21 protein-coding genes are annotated in these 25,307 nt (G+C 57.4%); 11 read left to right on the forward strand and 10 right to left on the reverse strand.

The features are described from left to right. The first annotated feature begins 1 nt into the window (after nt 1). Together epmA and Y5S_RS08015 are read left to right on the forward strand one after the other, a co-directional pair. Nucleotides 2–937, forward strand: coding sequence for an EF-P lysine aminoacylase EpmA (gene epmA / locus Y5S_RS08010; RefSeq protein ID WP_035232046.1), 936 nt, complete (start codon nt 2–4; stop codon nt 935–937). Between the two features lie 239 nt (nt 938–1,176). After that, nucleotides 1,177–1,548: a hypothetical protein gene (locus Y5S_RS08015; protein WP_035232048.1), complete on the forward strand. Its 372-nt coding sequence runs from the start codon at nt 1,177–1,179 to the stop codon at nt 1,546–1,548. Between the two features lie 120 nt (nt 1,549–1,668). On the opposite strand, the gene Y5S_RS08020 is transcribed toward Y5S_RS08015, so the two are convergent. The 4 genes from Y5S_RS08020 to Y5S_RS08035 form a co-directional block, all read right to left on the reverse strand. Further along, nucleotides 1,669–2,151 carry a hypothetical protein gene (locus Y5S_RS08020; protein WP_156107653.1) on the reverse strand — a complete coding sequence of 161 codons (483 nt, stop codon included), beginning with the start codon at nt 2,149–2,151 and terminating at the stop codon, nt 1,669–1,671. Nucleotides 2,152–2,211: 60 nt separating this feature from the next. Next, nucleotides 2,212–3,339 carry a DUF1176 domain-containing protein gene (locus Y5S_RS08025; RefSeq protein WP_052041470.1) on the reverse strand — a complete coding sequence of 376 codons (1,128 nt, stop codon included), beginning with the start codon at nt 3,337–3,339 and terminating at the stop codon, nt 2,212–2,214. Between the two features lie 482 nt (nt 3,340–3,821). Beyond that, a complete protein-coding gene (locus Y5S_RS08030; RefSeq protein WP_035232050.1) occupies nt 3,822–4,739 on the reverse strand; it encodes an alpha/beta fold hydrolase in 918 nt (305 codons plus the stop codon). 91 nt (nt 4,740–4,830) lie between these two features. Beyond that, complete coding sequence (locus tag Y5S_RS08035) at nt 4,831–5,463, reverse strand: TetR/AcrR family transcriptional regulator (protein ID WP_052041471.1); 633 nt, start codon at nt 5,461–5,463, stop codon at nt 4,831–4,833. 156 nt (nt 5,464–5,619) lie between these two features. On the opposite strand from Y5S_RS08035, the gene fadI reads away from it, so the two are divergent. From fadI to Y5S_RS08055, 4 genes are all read left to right on the forward strand, one after another. Continuing rightward, nucleotides 5,620–6,921: an acetyl-CoA C-acyltransferase FadI gene (fadI, locus tag Y5S_RS08040; protein WP_035232052.1), complete on the forward strand. Its 1,302-nt coding sequence runs from the start codon at nt 5,620–5,622 to the stop codon at nt 6,919–6,921. A gap of 41 nt (nt 6,922–6,962) precedes the next feature. After that, nucleotides 6,963–9,266: an acyl-CoA dehydrogenase gene (locus tag Y5S_RS08045; protein WP_035232054.1), complete on the forward strand. Its 2,304-nt coding sequence runs from the start codon at nt 6,963–6,965 to the stop codon at nt 9,264–9,266. Between the two features lie 126 nt (nt 9,267–9,392). Then, nucleotides 9,393–10,286, forward strand: coding sequence for an alpha/beta hydrolase (locus Y5S_RS08050; protein WP_035232056.1), 894 nt, complete (start codon nt 9,393–9,395; stop codon nt 10,284–10,286). A gap of 128 nt (nt 10,287–10,414) precedes the next feature. Continuing rightward, nucleotides 10,415–11,644, forward strand: coding sequence for an alpha/beta hydrolase (locus Y5S_RS08055; RefSeq protein WP_035232057.1), 1,230 nt, complete (start codon nt 10,415–10,417; stop codon nt 11,642–11,644). A gap of 273 nt (nt 11,645–11,917) precedes the next feature. On the opposite strand, the gene Y5S_RS08060 is transcribed toward Y5S_RS08055, so the two are convergent. Genes Y5S_RS08060 through Y5S_RS08070 form a run of 3 tightly spaced genes read right to left on the reverse strand, consistent with a single transcriptional unit; the run spans nt 11,918 to nt 13,493 of the window. Continuing rightward, nucleotides 11,918–12,550: a DUF502 domain-containing protein gene (locus Y5S_RS08060; RefSeq protein WP_035232059.1), complete on the reverse strand. Its 633-nt coding sequence runs from the start codon at nt 12,548–12,550 to the stop codon at nt 11,918–11,920. Continuing rightward, entirely contained in the window at nt 12,551–13,054 is a 504-nt protein-coding gene (gene greB / locus Y5S_RS08065) for a transcription elongation factor GreB (protein ID WP_035232061.1), read from the reverse strand. Nucleotides 13,055–13,070: 16 nt separating this feature from the next. Then, entirely contained in the window at nt 13,071–13,493 is a 423-nt protein-coding gene (locus Y5S_RS08070; RefSeq protein WP_035232063.1) for a VOC family protein, read from the reverse strand. A gap of 303 nt (nt 13,494–13,796) precedes the next feature. Between Y5S_RS08070 and hemB the strand changes: the two genes are divergently transcribed. Together hemB and Y5S_RS08080 are read left to right on the forward strand one after the other, a co-directional pair. Continuing rightward, complete coding sequence (hemB, locus tag Y5S_RS08075; RefSeq protein WP_035232065.1) at nt 13,797–14,801, forward strand: porphobilinogen synthase; 1,005 nt, start codon at nt 13,797–13,799, stop codon at nt 14,799–14,801. 62 nt (nt 14,802–14,863) lie between these two features. After that, the gene (locus Y5S_RS08080; RefSeq protein WP_035232067.1) at nt 14,864–15,328 is read left to right on the forward strand and encodes a MarR family winged helix-turn-helix transcriptional regulator; all 465 of its coding nucleotides are present in this window, start codon (nt 14,864–14,866) and stop codon (nt 15,326–15,328) included. Here Y5S_RS08080 and Y5S_RS08085 read toward each other — a convergent pair. Both Y5S_RS08085 and Y5S_RS08090 read right to left on the reverse strand, forming a co-directional pair. Next, on the reverse strand, nt 15,312–16,169 hold the full coding sequence (locus Y5S_RS08085; protein ID WP_035232069.1) for an alpha/beta fold hydrolase: 858 nt from the start codon (nt 16,167–16,169) through the stop codon (nt 15,312–15,314). The two genes, Y5S_RS08080 and Y5S_RS08085, sit on opposite strands and share 17 nt — an antisense overlap. A gap of 386 nt (nt 16,170–16,555) precedes the next feature. Continuing rightward, nucleotides 16,556–18,670 (reverse strand): TonB-dependent siderophore receptor, encoded by a 2,115-nt coding sequence (locus Y5S_RS08090; RefSeq protein ID WP_035232071.1) that lies wholly within the window; start codon nt 18,668–18,670, stop codon nt 16,556–16,558. 202 nt (nt 18,671–18,872) lie between these two features. Here Y5S_RS08090 and ppk1 point away from each other — a divergent pair, with 202 nt between their 5' ends. After that, complete coding sequence (gene ppk1 / locus Y5S_RS08095) at nt 18,873–20,954, forward strand: polyphosphate kinase 1 (RefSeq protein ID WP_035232073.1); 2,082 nt, start codon at nt 18,873–18,875, stop codon at nt 20,952–20,954. Between the two features lie 580 nt (nt 20,955–21,534). On the opposite strand, the gene ppx is transcribed toward ppk1, so the two are convergent. Next, nucleotides 21,535–23,025: an exopolyphosphatase gene (gene ppx / locus Y5S_RS08100; protein WP_035232075.1), complete on the reverse strand. Its 1,491-nt coding sequence runs from the start codon at nt 23,023–23,025 to the stop codon at nt 21,535–21,537. A gap of 229 nt (nt 23,026–23,254) precedes the next feature. On the opposite strand from ppx, the gene trxA reads away from it, so the two are divergent. Further along, nucleotides 23,255–23,581, forward strand: a complete 327-nt coding sequence (trxA, locus tag Y5S_RS08105) for a thioredoxin TrxA (RefSeq protein WP_035232078.1) — start codon at nt 23,255–23,257, stop codon at nt 23,579–23,581. A 283-nt stretch (nt 23,582–23,864) separates the two neighbouring features. Beyond that, complete coding sequence (gene rho, locus Y5S_RS08110) at nt 23,865–25,124, forward strand: transcription termination factor Rho (RefSeq protein ID WP_035232080.1); 1,260 nt, start codon at nt 23,865–23,867, stop codon at nt 25,122–25,124. Nucleotides 25,125–25,307 lie beyond the last annotated feature (183 nt).

Here is a 25,307-nt window from a genome sequence, read left to right on the forward strand (position 1 = left end):
CTTGAGCGACTGGCTGCCCACCGCCTCCCTGGAGGCCATGAAAGCGCGCGCTGAGCTGATGAGCACAGTGCGCGCTTTTTTTGCGGCCCGAAACGTGCTGGAAGTGGACACCCCGCAACTGGCGCATTACGGCGTCAGCGACCCGCACATCCAATGCATACCGGTACCCGGCTACGGCTATTTGCAGAGCTCCCCCGAGTACCACATGAAGCGTCTGCTGGCCGCTGGCAGCGGGCCGATCTATCAGACCTGCAAGGCATTCAGAGATGGCGAAGCCGGAGGGAGACACAACCCGGAATTCACCATGCTGGAGTGGTACCGCCCCGGCTTTGCGCTCAAGGACCTGATCGACGAGTGTCTGGCGCTATTTGCCGAACTCTTCCCCGGCGCGACCAGCCAGCACTATCACTTCCGCGCGCTGTTCCATCACGTTACCGGACTGGATCCGTTAAAAGCAGAAGATTCCGCGCTGATTGCCTGCGCCGAACAGCATGGCGCCCCCAGCGATCTGGACAAGGCCGCCGCAGTGGACTACCTGATGGCCACCCAGGTGGAAACCGCCCTGCCGGCAGAGCAGCTCACCGTGGTGAACGACTTCCCCGGCTGGGCTGCCGCACTGGCACAAACCCATCAGGACAGAGACGGCGCCGTGGTCGCCAGACGTTTCGAGATTTATTACCGGGGCCTGGAACTGGCCAACGGTTATCAGGAACTCACCGACCCACAGGAACAACGCCGACGCTTCGAGCAGGACAACATTCTGCGCCAGCAACATGGACTGAACATCATGAAAGCTGACGACTACCTGCTCAATGCCATGGATCAGGGGCTGCCCCCCTGCAGCGGTGTTGCCGTGGGAGTCGAACGTTTACTGATGGCAGGCCAAGGCAGCGACCGTATCGGCCAGGTGCTCACCTTCCCTTGGGATCGCGCCTGATCCAGCAAAAAACGAGTTTCAAGTTACCCTGCCACTCGTCTGCACCTCTCTTCCCAATATTCAGAATTATCCTGCACCTTCCGCATCACCGTGTGTAAGGCATTGGCTATAGATCGCAACCTTTTAGCATGGCAGGGTTTTGCTTCCGGTGGATATGCTGCGGCTACAGCGCTATAGAGTCGAGTTATACGGAACGTTCTGATTAACACGCTTTTATATGTATGAGTTGGGATTGAGCTATGAATAAATTGAGCCGGCTTAAAGGTGCCGAGAAATACTATCAAGAGATCGCAGAAGAGATTTGCATTGCATTAGGCTGCAAATCTTGGGATCAAGCGTGCCTGGATTTCGTAGTCTACGAGGAAAATGTTATTGGCAGCGCACAGGTCAGCATGGAACTAACAGCCAAAGTCGGGGATAAACCCTGTTCAATTAAGACCAGCTCGAAGATTTATGACTCAGGAAAATCATTGCGCGCATTCATGCATGAATGTACTGGCGACTTATGGACATCAATGAGTTTCAAAATTCGTCCTGATGGCGAAATCAGCGTTGATTTCGGCTACGAAATACGAAGCTTCGACCCGGATACCGATGATTTTTATGGGTGACAGTAAGGTATTAGAGCCCATGCATCATACAATGCCCCGCCCCCCTTGGCGGCTTAGGCTAGGCTCACCATAAACGTCGACTAATTTTCTCGCCTAATAACCAAAGAGGATAACTCCCTATCAAGGCGCCCCCTCCTCTGCCCACCAGTCACACACACCATTGAGATCCAGCCAGGTTTCTCGCGGCGGCGTTGGTACTGACAAGTCCACCCTTTCACCACTCGTTCGGCTCAGATAGACAGCGTCGTATACCTCTGCTCTTTGCGTGTAGAGCTCAAACTTGCCGCTCACCTCTCCGTTCACCACTTCCAGCCAGGTCGCCCGGTATTTTCCCGGCCCCCCGGGCACGTCCTCAATCTTTTCCTCGCGCTCAAAAACCAGCGGAATAAAATCTTCAGCCCCGCGATAGAGCACCAGGCCACCTACCCAGACCTCACTTTCCAGATACAGCCGCAATTCAAGCGCAGTAGAGTCATCCGGTGAGGCAAAACAGTGAACATCTACTGAGGTATCGTTCGCATACACCGGTGCACACAACGCAAACGACAATGATGCTGCCACAACACTCAGCCCGGTTTTTTTCCACATATTGATCATCATCATTCCTTTCATTGATCGGCAACACGTCCACACCGTGACGTGTCTGTTCCTGCCGCTTGCCCCCTAAGGCGAAGAGGCTCCCTCAGCCTGACGCACCTCAGTGACACGCTCAGGCAAATCCCAGACACCACCCGCCGCGAGCCCACGACATTGCCCGGTCGAGGAAGAGAGCGTGTGCACAAACTGCTCACCGTCCCATGTCCACTCTTCGCGGGAATAGCAATCGCCGATTCCCCGCCCCTTGTGCATCGCCGACACGGTCGCGCCATCAAATTCTGTCGCCGAGCCCGTCACCAGAACAGGTTGGTAAGGCTTGCTGTCGTTGATTACCCAGATGCCCGCCCCGCCGTTGTAGGCCGCCATCCAGCAGCTCACCGCAACCATGAGGCGAGTGTCCGAGAGCCGAACCACATCCAGCGCTTCGCCACCCTCTTCCGGCATGGCCAGTCCGCTGCATTCGGTTTCCTCGTCCACCAGGGTTCGCAGTGCCGCGCGCAAGGCTGGCTCATCTTCCGCAGGCAAGGTCACCGGTGCGGCATCTACCGGCGCGGCAATTACCAGCGGTGGGGCCAGTGCTGGCAACACCTCGGCTTCCGGCCTGTTGCCCTTGCGAACCAGCGCGCCCGGGGTACCGATCCGCCCCTGCACATCATCCATTTTCAGGAACACTGCACTGGCACCAAGATCAGAAAGCCGCCACCGGTATTGCTCATGAACCCATTCGATAACGCTATCCCGACGCAGGGCGCGCAGCAGCGGCAGCAACAATTCGTTCGGCAGCTCTGCCCCCAGAAAACCAGGATCCACCTTGACCTTGCCAACCGCTTTTCCATCTATCACCAGTGACAGGTCGGCATCTGACGTCAGCGCCACATAGGCCTCTTCATCAAGATCAAGCTCCCCGATTTTTACTTCGCCGATTATCGGCTGATCCGGGCCCGCCTTACGGGTCAGCAACACGGCCACTGACTCGCTATCTTCAAAAAGACGTTGATAACCCACCGCTCGACAAATACGGGTGTTGTCACACACCAGCATCCAATCTTCATGCTCAAAGCGCAGCCCGGTCACCTCTTTTGCCTGCGCGAAACCTGGCGCCACAAACCCAACGACTCCTGCAAGCAGAGTAATGATCCGCAGACATCTCACCATCAGCCCTTTCTGCGCCTTTGCGCCCTTCATCCATTCCATCACTCAACGCCCTCGTCACACCTTTTCCACAGGTGGCATCGCTAATCACATCCCTGCTATCTGCACCCACGCTTACGCACAGCGACGGCGATGTCATCACCGCACATTCTGTTAATAACTAAAAGCCCTCTTGCCCCGAAATACACGCAACGAACCGACAGCCTCAATAGGGCGACACACAGCCCAAGCTTGAGAAGCAGTAATAACAGCGCGCCCCAGGAAAGGCACGAGGGTACCAGATAAAATCAGAGCAAAGTCTCGACATTGCGGATAATGAGAACTCTGTTGGTTCTGAAAAAAATCGAGGGGGGCGTCCTGCCATGGGCGCTGTTTTTTTGTGGGAGCGGCGGTTCCGCCGCGATGTGCCTGAACATGATTGAAGTGCGGTATCGCGGTCGAACGCCCGCTCCCACAGGGGCCTCCTGCGTGGGTGCCGTGTTTTTGAGGGAGCGGCGGTTTGGCGGCGACTTGTCTCTGTGCTGTTATGCCATCACGGGCTGAGCCGTCGAGCCCGCTTTTGCAGCCGTATCCGCGATCAAACTCCCCATGCGATCAATCACTGATGGCGGGAAGTCATGACCCATACCTGGAATAATTTCCAGTTTGGCACCCGGAATGGCACGCGCAGACGCTTTGCCTCCGGCAGGGCGAATCAGGGGGTCTGCCCCACCATGAATTACCGTGGTCGGACAGCTGATCTTTTTCAGCCAGGGCGTCAGCGCGCCCGTGGCGACAATACCCAGAAACTGATTGCGAATACCCAGCGGGTTGATACCCCGCTCCCAGCAGAGCCGATACATGGCTTCCAATTCCTTGGTCCCTTGCGGCAAGGTGCCCGCCAGCTTGGCCATCATGGAAAGACCAAAGGCCACAAACTCGTCTTCCGTTTCTACCTTGGCACGCGGGGCCACCAACGCCTTCAGGGCAGCCGGTTTGGGTGGCGGCACCAGACGACCGTTGGTGCTGGACATGATCGAGGTCAGAGAGAGCACTCGCTCCGGGTGCTTGCCGGCCATTAGCTGGCTGATCATGCCCCCCATGGAAGCGCCTACCAGGTGCGCGCGCTCAATATTCAGGGCATCCAGCAATCCAAGAGTATCCGCCACCATGTCGTGAAGCGTGTAGGGAGCATCCACCGACAGCCCCAGATACCCTCGCATGATGGCGGTGAGCGGGCCGTGCTTGAGGCGACGACGAATACGGGAGGACTTGCCCACATCCCGGTTATCAAAGCGGATCACCCGGTAGCCTCGCTCCGCCAGAATATCCAGTAACGGGTCCGGCCAAAACACCATCTGGGCAGACAGCCCCATGACAAATACGATGGGCTCACCGCTCTCCGGCCCACGGCTCTCGTAAAAAAGCTCAATACCATTGCTGGAGACTGTTCCTGACTGCATACGCTGAACCCTGATTGTTGTCTGTCATAAAGGCTGACCCAGCAACATAGAAAAGGCACCAGCAAAGCACAACCCGCTCTGACCGATTGTCCTATTCTGCCGGAGCAACGGTAATGGCACGCCAGAGCATATCGAACAGCACGCCGTGCTGGTCTGCCAGCTGCCCCTCACGGCCTCGTAATAAATGCATCTGGGAGATCCGCAAAAGCACCCCGTAGAAGAAATCCAGCAGAATCGGGGTGGCAACCTTGTCATTGAGGATGCCCTGCTCCTGGCCTTCCCGCAGCACGCTGATGAACAATCCAGACAACTGCTGCTGGGCCGGAGTGGCATCGCTGCCCCATAAACCGGGATACACCGAATTGATCATCATCCGCCCCATCTGCGGATTGCGATCGAAGAAATCCAGCACCACCCAGAACACCTTGCTGAGCCGGTCACGGAAGGTGGCAATACCCGCGAGGTGATCCAGCATCCTTTCCGCCAACTGCTCCAGACCATGATGCAGACAGGCAGATAGCAGCGCCTCCTTGCTGCCCTGGCGCTCATCTCCGTAGTAACGATACAGCGTCTGTAAGCTGCACCGGGCAGCCTTGGCGACCTGCTGCAGGGTCACCTGATGAAATTCCGAGTCAGCAAACACTTGCACCGCCGCTCGCTCGATACGATCTCGCACCGCTGGGTTCTGGCGCGATTCTGGAAAAGAAGGAACACTACTCGGCATAACAACCACTCCATAAGTGTAACCATTATTACACCACCTTCACGCCATGCAAGTGCTGTTATTGACACAATCTCGCCATCGCCCTAGTCTCGGCAAACCATAACATCGCTTAATGTCACATTTAGTGTAACCATGATTACACTTCAGGAGTTCACAATGCCTGTTCGCAAAATGAAGCTCTCCGGTCGCGGCGGCCGCGTTGCGATTGTCGACGGCCTGCGCACCCCGTTTGCCCGCATTGCCACCCACTACCGGGATCTCAATGCCATCGATCTGGGAGCCATGGCAGTCAAGGAACTGATGGCCCGCAACAACCTGAGCCAACAGGACATTGAGCAGCTGATCTTCGGCATGACCGTGATGATCCCGGAAGCCCCCTTTATCGCCCGGGAAGTTGCCCTGGCACTGGGGATGGACACCGTCGACGCCTATTCCATCACCCGGGCCTGTGCCACCAGTTTCCAGACTGCCGCCAGTGCCGCAGACAATATCGTGGCGGGCTATACCGATATCGCCATCGCTGGCGGCACGGACTCCACCTCCTGTGCCCGCGTGCCGCTATCCGCAGAACTGAGTGCCGTGCTGCGCGATGTGAGCTTTGCCAAAACCTTAAAAGATCGCATCAAACTCCTGAGCCAGCTGAAAGCCCGAGACCTGATGCCACAGGCACCGTCTATTACTGAGTACTCGGTGGGCGAAACCATGGGTGAAAGCACCGAAAAGATGGTGAAGAAGTGGCACGTCGGCCGTGACGAGCAGGATGATCTGGCCCATGCCTCCCACAGCAATGCTGCCCGTGCCTGGGCAGAAGGCCGACTGGATCAGCAGGTGATGACCGTCCAACTCCCCAATGGCCAGACCCTGAAAGACGACAACCTGGTTCGCAAGCAATCGGAACGTGCCGGCTACAGCAAACTCAACCCCGTGTTTGACCGTGAAACCGGCAGCGTCACCGCCGGCAACAGCAGCCCGCTAACCGATGGCGCAGGTGCGCTACTGATGATGAGCGAAAAGAAAGCTGCCGCACTAGGCTACACCCCGCTGGGCTACATCCGTTCTTACGCCTTTGCCGCCCGCACACCACAGGATGACCTGCTGATGGGGCCGGTACTGGCCGCGCCCATGGCCATGGCCCGCGCCGGGTTGTCTCTGGATGACCTGACACTGATCGACATGCACGAAGCCTTCGCCGGCCAGGTGGCCTGTAATCTGCGCGGTCTTGCTGACGATGACTACGTGCGCAGCCAGACCGGCCTCGCCGCCCTGGGCGAAGTGGATCGCAGCAAACTGAACGTCAACGGCGGCTCCATCGCTTATGGCCACCCCTTTGGCGCCACAGGTGCACGGGTCATCAGCCAGGCGCTTTATGAACTGCAACGTCGCGGTGGCGGGCTCGCCCTGACTACCGCCTGCGCCGCAGGCGGCATTGGTGCCGCCATGGTGCTAGAAACCGAATAAACCGCTGACAGCCTTGAAGGCATTAATAGAGGAACTCTCTGATGTACAAGCAACTGATGAACTGGATGCGGGACAACAAGATCCTGCCGCAAATTTCCGACACCGAGCGCCAGGCACTGGAAGCCGGTGATGTCTGGATCGACGGACAATTTTTTGGTGGCAAGGTGGATTTTGAAAACATCCTAGCCGAACACTATGACCAGCTACCGGCCCACGAACAGGCCTACCTGGATGGCCCGGTGGAAGAACTGCTGGCCATGGCCGACAGCTATGAGCTGTCTCGCACCCGCAAATTGCCGGACGAACTGTTCCAGTTCATGGCCAGCAACGGTTTCTTTGGCATGCAGGTAGCCAAGGAGTATGGCGGCAACCCCATGTCCACCCAGGCCAAATCCTGCATCATGGCCAAGATCAGCTCCCACTCCGGCCTGCTCAGTGCCATGGTGGTGATTCCCAACTCTCTGGGTGCCGCCGAGCTGCTCGGTCACTACGGCACGGATGAGCAGAAAAATTATTACCTGCCGAAACTGGCCAAGGGCGAGTTCATGCCCTGCTTCGGCCTCACTGAACCCACCGCAGGCTCCGATGCCGCTTCCATCAAGGCAGAAGGCGTGGTGTTCAAGGACAGCGACGGCGAGATCAAATTCAAGCTCAACTTCCGCAAGCGCTATATCACCCTGGCCCCGGTCGCCAACCTGATTTCCCTGGCGGTGCGCCTGCACGATCCTGAAAACCTGCTCGGCAAGGGCGAGGAGCCAGGCATCACCGTGGTACTGATCGAGAAGGGCGCTCCCGGCACCGAAGGCCTGCACATCGGTGATCATCATCAGCCCATCGGCGAACACTTCCCCAATGGCCCTATCGTGGGCCGCGACGTGATTGTGCCGGCCGACAAGGTACTGGGCGGCATTGAGTACACCGGCATGGGCTGGAAGATGCTGATGGAAGCGCTGGCAGGCGGACGCATGGTGTCACTGCCGGCCACCGGTATCTGTGGTATTCGTCACGGCGCCATGATTGCCGGTGCCTACTCCATGGTGCGCCAGCAGTTCGGCATTCCTGTGGGTCGCATGGAAGGCGTGGAACACAAGATCGGCAAGGCCGCTGGCATGACCTATGCCTTCGATGCGGCCCGCGTGTTCGGTTGCTCTGCCGTTGACCATGGCATCCAGCCGCCGGTTACCTCGGCCATCATGAAGGCCTATTCCACCGAAATGGGCCGCGACACCGGTACCGATGCCATGGATGTGACCGCCGGTTATGGCGTCATGCAGGGCCCCAACAACACCATGGGGCGCCTGTACAATTCCGCTCCGGTCAGCGTCACGGTGGAAGGTGCCAACATCATGACCCGCACCCTGATGATCTTCGGCCAGGGCGCCACACGCTGTCATCCCTACGCCTACAAGGTCGTGCAGGCGGTGGAAAACGATGATGCCGCCAGCTTCCGCAAGAACCTCAATGGCTGGATGATTCAGTTCCTGCTCGGCGTTGTGATGTCCATTGTGCGCGGTGTTACCCGCGGCTTCTTTACCGTCAAAGTGCCGAACGTGGCACCGCAAACCAAAAGCATCTATCGCCGCCTTGGCTGGGCTGCCACCCGCTTTGGCCTGCTCACCAACCTGGCCATGTTCTTCCTGGGCAGCAAGCTCAAGGCGCGCGGCAATCTCACCGGTCGCTACGCCGATGCGGTAGCCTGGTTGTACATCACCACCTCTGCACTGCGTCGCTATGAAGCCGAAGGTCGCAAGGCGGAAGATCTGGCGCTGGTGCAATACGCCGGTGAATACGGTCTTACCCAGATCCAACACGCCTTTGAAGGGATCTACGAAAACTTTGACGGCCCGGTTGGCTTCATCCTGAAAACCGTTGGCCGTATCGGTCTGGGCCTGAACCCGTTGGCTAAACTGCCCAACGACAGACTCAGCCACCAGGCTGCACAAGCACTGCAAAGCTACGGTGATCAGTACAAGCGTCTGGTGGGCGGCAACTACATGCCCGCCGAGAGCGATCAAGGGCTGGGTCGTCTGCTCAAGGCGTTCCGCCTTACCACCGAAGCCGAGCCGGTACGCAACAAGATCCGCGCTGCACAGAAAGCCCGCAAACTGGGTCGCGGCAAAGTGGAAGAGATCGCCTCCGAAGCGGCCAAACAAGGCGTAATCAGCGAGGCCGAGCTGGCACTGCTCAACGAAGCCACCGCCGCTTGTCTGCAAGCCATTGAAGTCGATGTCTTCACCAAGGATGAGTACTACGGCGCCGGCGGCATCCCCGCCATGAGCGCCACCGGTGATGGCGGCGCTGAGCAGCCCCCGGTCTTCGCGCTGGCCAAGGCGGCAGGCGAATAACCCCTGCCAACCCGGACGATCGGGCCTGACATGAACCTGTCTGGCCCGATCGTCCCTGCCATTCAAGCCTTCGGCCGGTTAGGGTTAGTCTCACTAACTCAACAAGAACAACAACACGGGTTTCTCATGAGCATTCAGGCCATCCTGATCAAGGCAGTGACACGCCGCACAATTAAACGCAGCGGTTTGAACGAAGAACAGCTGGTTCGCCACCTGCGCAAGGTGTTCAATAACTCCCCGTCTCTGACATTGCTTCCCTTGGGCGTCAAACTCAGTCGAGTCGATCAACCCGGCTTTGTGGGTGATCGCATCAGTGTCAGCAGCCCTGGCGTGACCGTGCTCTATCTGCATGGCGGTGCCTATATCGGTGGTGTCACCAAGACCTACTACAACATGGCCGGCCGGCTCGCCAAGCAACTCAAAGGGGAAGTGTATCTGGCCACCTACCCATTCGCGCCGGAACACCCTTACCCCGCTGCAGTCAATCGGGTGATGGAAGCGTACGAATACCTGCTTGATCTGGGCAAACGACCGGAGGACATCGTCATTGCCGGCGATTCCGCCGGAGGCGGTCTGACACTGGCCACACTGCTACACATCCGCGACAAGGGACTGCCTCAGCCTCGCTGCGCAGTGACCTTTTCGCCCGGCAGCAACTGTTTTCCGGATGACCAGATACTGAATGCGCTTGATCCCAGTGACGCCATGCTGTCCGCCGACATTATCCGCACGGTCATCGATATTTATGTGCCAGATACGGAGCAGCGTTCACATCCCTACGCATCTCCATGCCTCGGTGACTACACCGGCATCTGTCCGCTGATGATTACCGTGAGCACCGATGAAGTCCTCTACACCGATGCCAAACGCGTACGCCAAGCGGCGGAAAAAAGTGGCGTCTCGGTAGAATGGATCGAACGCGGCGGGTTGTTCCATGTCTGGCCCATCATGGTGCCGTTCCTGCCGGAAGCGCGCCAGGACCTGAAAAAAGTCGTCGGCTTTATCCAGCGACAAGGCTAAGCATGCAAAAGGTTATGCTGCGGCTCCCAAGGTAAACAGATGCGGCGGATTCGGTCATTGCGAGCATCGGCCGCCCATCGTTTACTGAGCCACAAGCGAAGGCCCGAACCCATTACTGGAGGTCAGTGATGACCGAATGCCCACGCATCCAGCCCACTGATTACTGCAACGAAGATCTGCCCAGACTCAGCCAGCCTTGGTGGCAAAACCTGCCATCCCATTTTCACGCCCTGCCGGATCATTTCCTGGCGGACAATGACACTCGTTGGCGGATTGACTACACCGCCAGCCTGGACACGGTGGCCCGCACGGGTTTGGCCTGCATGGCCGGGGCGGCAGCACTGCCCGCCAGCCTCAATTTTCGTCAACAAAAAGAAGAACGCGAACTGGTACGGTTCTACCAGCCGTTTCTTGAAAGCGGCGACCCACAGCTGTTTTTCAGCGCCCCGGAGCAGCAACCCGAGATTCAGTATCACCCGGTGTCCAGCTACCATTTTCAGCCAGACGACGGCCAGGCACACACCCTCAGTTTCCGCTCTCCGTTTGAAGCAAAGAACACAGCCCTGCGTGAACGCTACCGACAGCACAAACGCAACGGTACAGCCTGGGCACAATACTGGAAGCATCACGGCGAGCCGCGGCCAACGCTGATTATGATCCACGGCTTCGTGGCCGATCCATACTGGCTGAATACCCGCTGGCTGGCATTGCCCTGGTTCTACAAGCAGGGCTTTGATGTGTTGCTTTACACCCTGCCTTTTCATGGCCGCCGCAAAGGGGCGCTGGCGCCGTTCAGTGGTGCCCAGTTCTTCAGTCAGGGCATGGCCATGCTCAACGAAACCTTTGCCCATGCAATTCATGATTTACGCATTTTCATGAACCACTTGAGAGAGGGCGGCACCCCGGCCATGGGCGCCACCGGCATTTCTCTTGGCGGTTACACCACCGGCTTGCTTGCCGCACTGGAAAAGGATCTGGCGTTTGCCATCCCCAATGTGCCCCTAGTGAGCATCATGGACCTGATGAAAAGCTGGTTCCCGGTGAACCTGCAGTTCCCGCTCTTTCACAAGGTTTATGACACAGACCTGGCAGGATTACGCAAAATCACCGCCCTGCACTCGCCCCTCACCTGGCCCTGCCAGATGCCAGCATCCGGACGCATGATCATCGGTGGTGCCGGCGACCGCTTTGCACCGCCCAAGCACACTGATTTGCTGCGCCAGCACTGGAATGATTGCCATGTACACTGGTTTCCGGGCAACCATCTGTTGCACCTGGATCAAGGCTGTTATTTACGCACCATGCGGGATTTCATGCGCGATGCGCTGGCGGAGAAGTCGATCGAATTGAGCGCGTAGGGAATCGGGAACGAGTTGCGAAGATCAAAACCCTAGCCTTGCAGGAGCTCCCTTCCAGGGGGCGAACCTCGCGAAGCGAGGCGACCGAAGGGCGATTTGTCTTTTGAGACTTGTCGAGCCCGGAAATGCCTGATCGCCCTTCGGTCGATTCCGTGCTTCGCACGGTTCGTCCCCTGGAAGGGAATTTATTCGCTCCGCTCCCCCTTCGGACCAACCTTCGGCTGTTATCTCCGTTGCACTCCGATTCCTACAGCGACTTCGTAGCCAGGTTGATCAACCCGCAGGCTTGTCGGTATTAAACAAGGTCGCCGTGCCCGCCCCACAAGACACCACCGTTTTCATCATGCTTTCCACACCAATTTCGGGATGCAATTCCACCAGCGTTTCATCGACATGATAGATAAACCCGCTGGTCGGGTTGGGACCCGTTGGCACAAACACCGTGACCCGACCATCCCCATGCCGCGAGGTGACCAGCGCCGTCACGGACACATCCACTGCACGGCCATACAGCCATACCCGTGCCACTTCGCCACGGTTAAAAGGACTGTCACTGCTGTTACCCATCAACTGGGCGATGACTTCACGCACCGTGGTATACCCCGGCAAGCGACTCATCACATTTTCGTCCCACTGCTCCCACAGCCAGCTGCCCAGCCGAGTCGCCACCAGCGTGCCGACCAGAAAACACAGCACCAGCACCGCCAGGAAGGCCAGCCAGTCCGCCACAAACTTGGGCAGGCCGAAGGCGCTGATAAACACCGAGGTGAATGGAGAAATAATTTCCGTCACCGTCTGGTAAATCCAGCGAAAGAAAAACACGATGATGGAAATGGGCAGCAGGATGGTCAAACCACCCAGCAGGGATTTACGGATAAAAAACCAGACGCGACGATTGGCGCTCACTCAAGACTCCTGGTACCAGATTCGATTGATAAACAGACAGCGCTCTCCCACCGGGGTTCGCACCTCTACCTCGTCATCCACCTGTTTTTTCAGCAACGCCCGTGCCAGAGGGGCATCAATACTGATGTAACCACGCTGGGCATCGGTTTCATCCGGCCCTACCAGACGATAGATTTCCTGTTCTCCGTCTTCATTTTCCAGCTCCACCCAGGCACCGAAAAACACTTTGCTCTGGTCCTCGGGCAAGCGATCCACCACCGTCATGTCGTCCAGCCGCTTGCTGAGAAAACGCACCCGACGATCGATCTCACGCAGCTGCTTTTTGCCGTAGATGTATTCTGCATTCTCCGAGCGGTCACCCTGTGCCGCGGCTTCCTGCACCGCCTGAGTGACCTCTGGTCGTTTCACTTTCCACAGGTACTGCAACTCATCGTTGAGCACCTTGTACCCCTCGGCCGTGATGTACTTGGATGCCGGTTTTCCTTTAGGTCGCCAACGGCCCATTGTGATACCTCGAATGCTATACCTCGAAGATACGATCGAGCTCGCGCAGGCCCTTGAACTCCAGCACATTGCCGGTGGGATCCTGGACAAAGAACGTACCCTGCTCGGCGGGCTGGCCGACAAAGCGCTCCCGGGGCTTGAGCAGAAACGGCCAGTCGTGCTCATAGATACGTTCCACCAGGGTTTCCCAGGTGGCAAAATCCAGCACCACACCAAAATGCGGCATGGGCACCGGGTGGCCATCCACATCACTGTAGCCCTGTATCGGAGTCAGACCCTCGCCCTTGTGCAGGGACAACTGATGACCATGCAGATCAATGTCGATCCAGTTGGGCGCATCCCGCCCGCGCCGGCCACCGATCACCCGACAGTAAAAATCTGCCGCTTCTTCAAGATCATTTACCAGAAAGGCCAGATGAAAGGCCGGCTGTTTTTCCATTATCCACTGCTCTTGCTAAACTCACGCGAACCAGCTTGATGCCAAGACCACCCTCGAAGAGTGGCAGGCGGAGAACAAGTAGTTGAAAGTTCAAAGTTTAAACGCGGATGAAGTTGATAGGGCTCCAGCGTGGTGCCCGCGCTTGACGTTCGGGCGCGGGCAAGGCCGATCAAACAGCACTGCCTGTCTCGCGCTTTTCAACTTTAAACTTTGAACTTTCAACTCGCCTCACCACGCCGCAAACAACACTCCCGTGACTGTTCCGGCATCAGGCGCACCCATGTTACTAGAGGACTCCACCTAATGTCTGTCTCTCCTGCCCCCTGGCCTGCCACCCGAATGCGCCGCATGCGCCGTGACGACTTTTCCCGTCGCCTGATGCGCGAGAACACCCTCACCGTCGATGATCTGATCTATCCGGTATTTGTACTGGAAGGAAGCAACCAGACAGAAGCGGTACCGTCCATGCCCGGCGTGGAGCGCATGAGTATCGACCTGCTGGTCAAGGAGGCAGAGGAACTGGCCAAATTGGGGGTGCCCGCCATGGCACTCTTCCCGGTCACCCCGGCAGACGTAAAAACCCTGGACGGCAGTGAAGCCTGGAACCCGGAAGGGCTTGCCCAACGTGCGGTGCGGGCCATCAAGGCTGCCGTGCCAGAGATGGGCGTGATCACCGATGGCGCGCTGGACCCGTTCACCACCCACGGACAGGACGGCATCATCGATGACAGCGGTTATGTGCTCAATGATGTCACCGTAGACGCTTTGGTGAAACAAGCCCTGTCCCAGGCGGAAGCCGGCGCCGACGTGATCGCCCCGTCAGACATGATGGACGGTCGCATCGGGGCCATTCGCGAAGCACTGGAGCAGCATGGCCACATCCATACCCGCATCATGGCTTACTCCGCCAAGTACGCCAGCGCCTACTACGGCCCCTTCCGTGATGCCGTAGGCTCGGCCGGCAACCTGGGCAAGGCAGACAAGACCACCTACCAGATGGACCCGGCCAACTCTGACGAGGCCCTGCACGAAATCGCCCTGGATCTGGCAGAAGGAGCCGACATGGTCATGGTCAAACCGGGCATGCCCTACCTGGATGTGGTGCGTAGGGTGAAGGACGAATTCAAGGTACCGGTCTATGCCTACCAGGTGAGTGGCGAGTACGCCATGCACATGGCAGCCTTCCAGAACGGCTGGCTGGATCAGGACAAGGTGATGATGGAATCCCTGCTGGCTTTCAAGCGTGCCGGCGCCGATGGCATCCTCACCTACTTTGCCAAAGCCGCAGCCCAGAAGCTGAAAGGCTGACCGCTTGCCGGACAACCCCCGGCTCCATATATAATGCATACACACTATATATGGAGCCGCCTATGTCCCGCCGCCAGAATCCAACCACCCCCTCCCCGGAAGCCGTCGGCCTACAATGTGCTGCGCTGCATTCTCGGGTGCTGTCCCGGCTGGTCACCCGTCTGTACAACCAGCAGCTCAGTGACAGCGGACTACGTATCACCCAATTTTCCGTGCTCAACGCCATCAAGGCCCGGCCGCCTGAATCCATCTTCCAGCTGGCCGAACTGCTCGGTATGGAACGCACTTCCCTGCAGAGGACCGTGGACAAGCTGATCGAAAAAGGTCTGGTGGAATCCGAACCCACAGGGAACAAACGCGCCCTGGGTCTCTCTCTCTCCGCAGAGGGCGAAGCCTGCTATCAGCAGGCTCTGGCAGGCTGGCAAGCGGCGCAGCAACAGTTCGAATCGCTGGTGGGCAAGGACAGCTGGCAACAGATCTCCTCTGAACTGCGCCGCTTCAGCCATCAGGTCAAGCAGGAGCTTTAGCCGGCTGGGCCACCGGCATCTTTACAGATAGCACGCCTTGTTCAGCAAAATCGGCTATCTCGTCCAGTACGTCCGGGTCAGACAATATGCGGCGATGTCCCTTGCCTGTCGTCTGGTGCAACGTGGCAGACGGCATCACCTGATAGAGGCGCAGGGAATCGGCAATGGGCACCTCCCGGTCCTTGCCGTCATGTATCAGCAACACCCTCCCGCTAATCAGCGCCCCTCGGGACACAATGTTCAGCGAGTCGTAGCTCATGCCGACCCGCTCGGCCATTTTCGCCAACAGCTGAGCCTTGGCGTTCTGCCCAAACTTCAGCATGCGCGCCATTCTGCTCACCACCGCATGAAAATCCGTGGGGGGCGCCATAAGTACGGTACGCGCAATGTCACCTCGCTCCGCTAGCACAAAAGCAGCGGCAGCCGCCCCCATGGAGTGACCAATAAGCAACTCCACCGGTTCGCCAATCACATCCAGCGCCTGACGTAGCGTGGTGATGAACTCACCGACATGGCTGCTACCCGCTGCCTTGTCAGCATGGCCGGGCATTTCCAATGCATAGAACGAATAGCGCTCCTTGCCCAGTGCCGCCATCACAGGACGAAACTGCGTCCAGTGACCAGACCAGCCATGCACCAACAATACTCGCCGCGCGCCACCCGACCAGACATGCAGTCGAGCCCTTTCCCCCACCGCCAATTGCCGGTCGGGCTGCCCTTCCGCATCAGAAGACAGACTTTGCTGCGGCCTGGGCGTCGTCATCAGCTGCAACGCCAGATCACTGGCCCGACCGGGGAAAAGCCGGCTAAACAAGGCCATCACCATCAGGAATATTTTCATGGGAAACCCCTTTAGTGTGTATACACTTAATTAACTGCAGCACCATCAAATCTGCCGCACCAACCCCATTAAAGTGTATTTACACTAAAATGGTCAAGTCCATGAAGCACAACGGCAATGCAAGCCATAAAAAGGGGTATCGCGACGGAACCGTCGCTCCCACAGGAGGGGATTCTCCGGCGTGCGCGCTTTTTTGTGAGAGCGGCGGTTCCGCCGCGATGTGCCTGGGCACGATTAAAACGCCGTCTCACAATTGAACGACTGCGTCATCGGCGGCAGCGCGGGTTTTGGAGTTGACGTCCGGCCACCCAGCATTCCCACCAAAGCATGATGGATAAACCATAAAAAAGCCGGCGCGAGCGCCGGCTAGCTCACTAAAATCCCGATCAAAAACGATAACGGGCATTGCCCATCACGGTGCGGGTTTCACCGTAGCCACAGTCATAAACGGCGGCACCATTCTGGCCACGGCACCAGGACACATATTCCTTGTCGGTCAGGTTCTGGACGTTAAGGCTGAAGTCCCACTGATTCACCGCGTAGCCGAGCATGGCGTCATACAAGGTAACGGAAGGAATTTTCGGCCCGGCACCGGTACCGTAGTCATACCCCACATTGTCGCCAACGTAACGGGCACCGGCACCAAAGCGCAGACCATTTTCCAGTTCGTACTTGGCCCAGGTTGACGCTGTCTGGTCGGCCAGATATGGCAGGCGCTCACCGCTCTGGTCATCCACCGCACGTATATCCGTATAGCTGGCCAGCAGTTCCAGATTACCCAGCTGCTTCTTCACCTCCATCTCCCAGCCCTCGGATTTGGCACCGATCTGGTCAACGGAATCTTGGCTGGCACCCTGCACCACACGGTTGGTCTCTTCAATGTAGAAGTAGGCAGCAGTAACAGACAGATCCCCGGCATCATTCAGATATTTGAACCCGGCTTCCTGCTGTTCACCAGTGGTAGCAGCTAGCGCCGCGCCATTATTGGTGCCCAGATTCGGCACGAACGCTTCCGAGTAGCTGATGTACGGAGACAGGCCGAAATCGAACTGGTACATCAAGCCGAGGCGACCTGTGGTTTCACTGTCATCACTCCGCTCATTGGCATCATTAACGGCATAGACAGTGTTGCTGGATTCATCATGGCGCAATGCGCCGGACACCACCACATTGCCAATTTCAATGTGATCGATCAGGTAAACACCTGTCTGTCGAATCACATTATCGTCACGATCTTCCGGCGCCAATGAAGCATAGTTCACGAAACCATACACCGGGTTATACAAGTTCAGCTGTGAACCCGTAGCAGCGGAGTAATAGTTACCCTCTTCCCACATGGCATCCTGATAGTCGACCCCGAAGGCGAGAGTATGATTGGTACCCAGCAGCCCGAAATCACCCTCAAGTCGCACATCAAAATTGCTCACTTCAGTGGAGCGGTCAGCCATGTGCATGGTGCGGGAAATATCCCCAGTCGCACTGATAGGGAAGCCAATAGCAGCCCAATGCTCGCGAGTTTCTGTCTCTGACTGGGTGTAGCGCGCTGTCGCCGCAACCCCCCAATGGTCATTCAAGCGCTGGTCTACAAACAGGGTGACTTCATCTTGAGTTCGGTCATAACGATCCCAGCTCGGCTCACCAACGAAGGTGTTGACCGGAACATCTCCCCGGACACCGGGCAACAAGGTTCCCTCTGCCGGCAGGAACTGGGCCGAAATGCCACCATTGTTTTCCTGGAAGTTGAACAGCAGGGAAATTGTGGTGGTATCCGTCGGCAGCCAAGTGAAGGACGGCGCAAACAGAAAGCCGTTGTCATCCACATAGTCCACCTGGGTACCGCTTTCACGCTTGAGGGCAACCATGCGGTATAGCAACTTGCCATCTTCAGACATGGGGCCGGTCACATCGGCCGCCAACTGTTTGCGGTCGTAGGACCCGACCTGAGCCCAGATTTCCCCCTGCTGCTCGGCTTTCGGCAGCTTGGACACCGTATTGACGATCCCTCCCAGCTCGGCTTGGCCATACAACACTGAAGAAGGCCCTTTCAGGACTTCAATACTTTCCAGCGCATAAACATTCGGACGCACACTGTTATAGCTGCCGTACAGGGAACGCAGGCCGTCCTTGTAGAAAGACGCATCCAGGCCTCGTACCTTCACCCAATCCCCTCGAGTGTCAAAGCCAAACGCGCCGGCATAGACCCCGGAGGAATACAGCAAGGCGTCCTGCACATTCTTGGCTCCGGTGTCCTTGATGAATTCTTCGTTCACCACCGTGATGGCATAGGGCGTTTTCTCGACCGGGACCTTCAATTTGCCCGTTTTGGCGGTTTTCCCTTCGGTGATGTAACCCTCTCCATCCTGAACCTCTGCCCCCACCTCAACGGCGGGAATTTCGTGAGTAGGCGCGGCATCTTCCGCCTGAACCGCCAGAGGAGAGAACGAAAGCAGGGCTACCCCCGCCAGTGGCGCGCCCCAAATCGCGCGAAATCGGCTAGTCATTGGCAAGCTCCAAAACACAAATAATGATAATGATTCGCATTATATATATCATTCTCCATCTATCCAAGCCCGCACTTTCCTCCGCTATCAAGGAGGACTAGCCTGAAGAAAGCAGAAAAATCAGCGTGCCCTCTGTCATTCCCGTGTCATATAAATGTCATTGAATAGGGAGCCTGATATCGCCTCGTCCAGGACGGCCAACATGAACGACATCGCCAATGAGCACATCGCCATCGACCTCAATAACCCGGACTATTACTTCAACCGGGAGTTGAGCCTGCTGCAGTTCAACCTGCGGGTCCTGGAACAGGCCATGGACGAAAACCATCCATTGATGGAGCGCCTGAATTTTCTACTGATTTTTTCCAGCAACATGGATGAGTTTTTCGAGATCCGCGTGGCCGGCCTGAAAAACAAACTGGAAACCGGCACCGGCCAGCCCGGCCCCGATGGCATGCTCCCGGCCGAGCTTCTCAAACAGATCAGCGCCATTACCCACGAAGCGGTGGACCGCCAGTACCACATTCTCAACAACATTCTTCTCCCCGCCTTGCGCGAAGAGGGTGTCGATTTTCTGCGCCGGGAAGACTGGACTGAAGCTCAGGCCGAATGGGTCAAAAAATACTTTCGTGAACAGATCTATCCGGTTCTGACACCGATTGCGCTGGACCCTTCACACCCGTTCCCGAGACTGGTCAACAAGAGCCTCAACTTTATCGTGCCACTGGATGGCAAGGACGCCTTTGGGCGTTCCACCGGACTGGCCATTGTGCCGGCCCCTCGCTCCCTGCCTCGCTTGATCCGCATCCCGGATGAAATCAGTGGCGATGGCGATGACAACTTCGTGTTCCTGTCATCCATGATCCATGCCCACGTGTCGGATCTATTTCCGGGTATGAAAGCCACCGGCTGTTACCAGTTCCGGGTGACGCGCAACGCAGACCTGGAAGTGGACGAAGAAGCGGAAGATCTGGCTTTGGCCCTGAAAGGCCAGCTGCTGTCCCGTCGTTATGGTGACGAGGTACGCCTTGAAGTTGCCGACAACTGCCCGCGCCACCTGATGCATTATCTTCTGGAACAGTTCGAACTGAGCGAAGACGATCTGTACGAAGTGAATGGGCCAGTCAATCTGGCGCGCATGTTCACCAGTGTGAACCGGCCTCGCCTGCATTACCCGCCGTTCACCCCAAAAGTGCATCCCACGGTAAAAAAATCTGAATCCATCTTTGATGCCATTGATCAGGAAGACCTGCTGCTACATCACCCGTTCCAGTCCTTCCAGCCGGTAATCAGCCTGTTGGCCGAAGCCGCCCGTGATCCCAAAGTGCTGGCCATCAAACAGACGCTCTATCGCACGGGTACAAAATCGGAAATTCTGGATCATCTGGAAACGGCTGCGCGAAACGGCAAGGAAGTGACCGCCATTGTGGAACTGCGTGCCCGCTTCGACGAAGAATCCAATATTGAAGGGGCTCGCCGACTACAGGAGGCCGGCGCTATCGTGGTGTACGGTGTGGTAGGTTACAAGACCCATGCAAAGATGCTGCTGGTGGTTCGGCGTGATGGAGAGGGCATCAAACGCTACGTGCATCTTGGCACCGGCAACTACCACACCAAGACCACCAAGCTTTACACCGACTACGGTCTGATGACGGCAGATAAAGCCGTCGGCCAGGACGTGCACAAGATCTTTCAGGAACTGACAGGCATGGGCAAGGCAGCCCGACTCAAGCAGCTCAAACATTCGCCGTTTACCCTGCACCCCTCACTGATCGAATGGATTGAATTTGAAACAGCGGAAGCGCAAGCGGGCCGCCCCGCGCGCATCATCGCCAAGTTCAATTCACTTACCGAAGAAAAAATCATCCAGGCACTTTACCGGGCCAGTCAGGCCGGGGTGGACGTTGATTTGATTGTGCGCGGCATCTGCTGTCTCAAACCCGGCATTCCCGGTATCTCCGACACCATCCGTGTACGCTCTATTGTCGGGCGTTTTCTGGAACACACTCGCATCTATCACTTCCATCATGGCGGAGAAGATTTGCTGTACTGCTCCAGCGCCGACTGGATGGATCGCAATCTGTTCAACCGGGTAGAAACCTGCTTCCCCATCAACGACCCGGCACTGAAAGCACAGATGCTGGAAGAAGGCCTGCACTATTACCTGCGCGACAATACACGCGCCTGGCTGTTACAGGCGGATGGCACTTACCTGCGCGCTCAGCCAGCAGAGGGAGAAGACGTCTTTATTGCCCAGCAGTGTCTACTGGATACGTTGGGGTAGTTGCGACGACGCCCCAGGCGTCTCTTTGTGGGAGCTTGCCTGCAAGCGATTCGAGCCTGGGCCAGGAATGAGTCCCGAGTTTCGAGAAGCGAGTTTCGAAAGGCAAAACCTGCTGCGAGAAACCTGGTTTGGGTTTTGATCTTCGAAACTCGTGACTCGAAACTCGCCTCCGGAATCCTTACCTCGCTCAGACTCGGATCGCGAGCAAGCTCGCTCTTACAGCAACCTTCTGCGTTTGCGCGATACTAAAACGCCAATGCCATCAGCACGGCATCTTCCCCCGCTAGAGTGAGTCGAGGAACGGAGCCCTGTGACGGCGTAGAGCAAAAAACCTGTCTGAGCGGAGCGAGTCTTTTTTGCGTCCGTCACAGGGCGAGTACCGGAGTGTGCCTGCGGAGCAGGCCGAACGGAGTCGGGGCGCGGGGGAGTCCAGAGGGGTGTCGCGTTACACCCCTTTGGGCCCGTCCGGCGAGGACACGCACCTATCATGGTGCGATGGCATATCAGCCAATGCCAAGTCATGCAGGCGGGGGACCACCATCACCAAAGAATTCGCGCCTCACCGAGCGTAGCTCGTAGCTCAACTCAATTTCAGCTCACACCCCGCCGCCTGAAAATACTCCTGCTCCTGCTCCAGATCGGCCAGGGTCAGCGGGTGTTCGTCCAACCATCCTTCCGGGAAAGCCAGCGCCAGAGTATTCCCCTCTGCCTTCAACTTCATGGCCGGAGTCGCTTCGTCACAGCGGGCATGATGCAGACGTGCGGCAATGCGTAGCACCAGACACAAGCGCAGTAATGGCTCACGTTCATCCGCTGGCAACTCCTCCAGCGCACTCACCGGAATCTTGCGCCGATGTCCACGCACTAACACCGCCACAGCTTCCTGCTCCTGCCGCGAGAAACCCGGCAAGTCAGAGTTGGTAATCAGGTAGGCACCATGCTTGTGAAACTGGCTGTGGGACACTGCCAGCCCGAGCTCATGCAACAGCGCTCCCCAGCGCAGGGTATCGGCCATTTCCTCATTATCGAGCTGCCAGTCACCGGCCACCTGACTGAACAGTGACGACGCTGTTTCGGCAACTCGTTGCGCCTGGCTGGGCTCCACATGGTGACGCTGCATCAAGGACTGGATACTACGCTCACGGACATCTTCGTGGCTGAAGCGGCCCAGCAGGTCGTAGAGCAGCCCTTCGCGCAGCGCCCCCGAAGAAACTTCCATTTGCTCAATGCCCAGCTGCTCGAAAATGCCGTACAAGATTGCCAGGCCGGAAGGGAAAATCGGTTTGCGATCATCTCGCAGCCCCTTCAGATCCAGCTTGTCGAAGCTGCCCGCCTTGATCACTCGCTTGCGCGCCTTCTTCAGCCCTTCCAGGGTAATACCGCTATCACACCAACCATGATCCACACAGACCTGACTGATCGCCTTGATGGTGCCGGAAGCCCCCACACTCTGCTGCCAACCGATACGCCGATAGTTGGCATGAATGGACAGCACCTCCTGCCGCGCCGCCGTTACCGCCCGGTCAAAGGCCTTTTCTGTCACTGTGCCATCGGCAAAGAAGCGGCGCGCGAAACTGACGCAGCCCATGTGCAGGGACTCGGTTTCTGATGGTTCAAATCGCTCGCCAATAATCAATTCTGTCGAGCCGCCACCGATATCCACCACCAGCCGCTGCCCGGCATCGTCGGCCAGGGTGTGCGCCACGCCCAGATAGATCAGGCGCGCCTCCTCACGACCCGCCACAATCTCGATATCATGACCCAGCACCGCTTCTGCACGGTCGATAAATTCCCGGGCATTACGTGCCTGACGCAAGGTGTTGGTGCCCACCACTCGTACGCTGCCGCGGGGAATGCCCGCGATCCGCTGGGCAAAGCGACCCAGGCATTCCAGCGCCCGGGCCAGAGTATCTTCATCCAGTCGGTTGTCCTTATCGAGCCCGGCACCCAGTTGCACCTTTTCCGACAGACCATCCAGCAGCTGGATTTCCCCGTGTACTTGACGTGCCACCACCATGTGAAAGCTGTTCGACCCCAAATCTATGGCGGCCAGATGTTCGCCCTGCTGCATGCATACTCCTTCTGCGAATTGGCCGATAGTACCCTGAAATCATGGCGTTAGGATGTCAGCGCCGACGCATAAACATTGTTTTACTGTGCCGCTATTAGCCGGCGATAGGCAAATCCAGTGACGATAATTCATTCCCTCGCTTGAAAATGAGTGCCTGCAACCTGATATTATTGCCCAGTGCGCTGCCTCCCAGACGGAGCAGCCAATCCCTTTATATCAGGAGAAATCGATGAGCGGCGAGATTATCAATGTGACCGACGCGGACTTTGAAGCCCAGGTCATTAATGCAGACGGCCCGGTGCTGGTGGATTACTGGGCACCCTGGTGTGGCCCCTGCAAAATGGTCGCGCCGATCCTGGAGCAGCTGGCGGGTGAATACGAAGGCCGCCTGACTATCGCCAAGATCAACATCGACGATAACCCGGAAACCCCGAAAAAATACGGTGTTCGCGGCATCCCGACCCTGAGCGTGTTCAAAAATGGCAACGTGGAAGCCACCAAGGTAGGTGCCCTCTCCAAGAGCCAGCTGAGCGCCTTCCTGGACAGCACGCTGTAAGTCTTGAAACACCCTGTAACGCCCCGGTCGACCGGTCGGGGCATTACAGGCCTCCCGGCTATAGACAGCCCTTCCGCAGAGTGGTAGATTCCAGAACAGCTTTAAGGAACCTCCTTACAAGCACCCCCTTTTAGTTAGTCCTTCGGAACCTCTGGTTACCCTATATTCCTGTGGCCCCCTTTTAGGCTTGCCGGGCCAGATTCCGAAAAACCGGATTACCAAAACAACTGTGGCACCGCAGGCGGTGCATCCCCTCAATTCATTCAAACCAAAACAGACGCCAATGAATCTTTCTGAACTGAAGCAGAAGCCGATTGGAGAACTTCTGAACATTGCCAAGGAACTCGGCCTCGAGAACCTGGCAAGAACCCGCAAGCAGGACGTCATCTTTTCCATTCTCAAACGTGCCGCCAAAAATGGCTCCGACATTTACGGCGACGGCGTACTGGAGATCCTGCAGGACGGCTTCGGCTTCCTTCGTTCCGCCGAAGGTTCCTACCTGGCAGGCCCGGACGACATCTACGTCTCCCCGAGCCAGATTCGCCGCTTTAACTTGCGCACCGGCGACACCATTTCCGGCAAGATCCGGCCCCCGAAGGATGGCGAACGCTACTTCGCCATGCTCAAGGTCAACGAGATCAACTTCGACAAGCCGGAAAACGCCAAGAACAAGATCTTGTTTGAAAACCTGACGCCCCTGTTCCCCACCGAGCGTCTGGTCATGGAGATCGGTAACGGCTCCACCGAAGACATCACCACCCGGGTGATTGATCTGGTGGCCCCGATCGGCAAAGGGCAGCGCGGCCTGATCGTGGCCCCGCCCAAAGCCGGTAAGACCATGCTCCTGCAGAACATCGCCCAATCCATCGCCCGCAACAATCCCGAAACCCACATGATCGTACTGCTCATCGATGAGCGTCCGGAGGAAGTGACCGAGATGTCACGGACCGTGCGCGGTGAAGTGGTGGCCTCCACCTTTGACGAGCCGCCGGCCCGTCACGTACAGGTGGCGGAAATGGTGATCGAAAAAGCCAAGCGACTGGTTGAGCACAAGCAGGACGTGGTGATTCTGCTCGATTCCATCACCCGTCTGGCTCGCGCCTACAACACCGTACAGCCCAGCTCAGGCAAGGTCCTCACCGGTGGTGTTGACGCCCACGCCCTGGAAAAACCCAAGCGCTTCTTCGGTGCCGCGCGGAACATCGAGGAAGGCGGCAGCCTGACCATCCTCGCCACCGCTCTGGTAGACACCGGCTCCAAAATGGACGAAGTGATCTACGAAGAGTTCAAGGGCACCGGCAACATGGAACTGCATCTGGACCGCAAGGTAGCAGAGAAACGCGTGTTCCCGGCCATGAACATCAAGAAGTCCGGCACCCGTCGTGAAGAGCGCCTGGTGAGCGAGGACGAACTGCAGAAGATGTGGATCCTGCGCAAGGTACTGCACCCCATGGACGAAATCGCCGCCATGGAATTCCTCATCGACCGCATGAAGCAGACCAAGACAAACCTGGAATTCTTCGATTCCATGAAGCGGAAGTAATAGACGCGACACGCGGCATACTTCACGCAACACACAAAACCCCGCTCCGGCGGGGTTTTGTGTGTTAGGGGCACAAGCCTCCATTGCGAAGCCGCTGTGGCGCCTTGCTTGCAAGCGATCCAGGCCCAAGCGAGGAAACAAACAGGTTCGAGTTTCGAAAACCTGAGAATCGCGAAAAGCGGC

This window comes from Alcanivorax nanhaiticus, assembly GCF_000756665.1.
Lineage (GTDB): Bacteria > Pseudomonadota > Gammaproteobacteria > Pseudomonadales > Alcanivoracaceae > Alcanivorax > Alcanivorax nanhaiticus.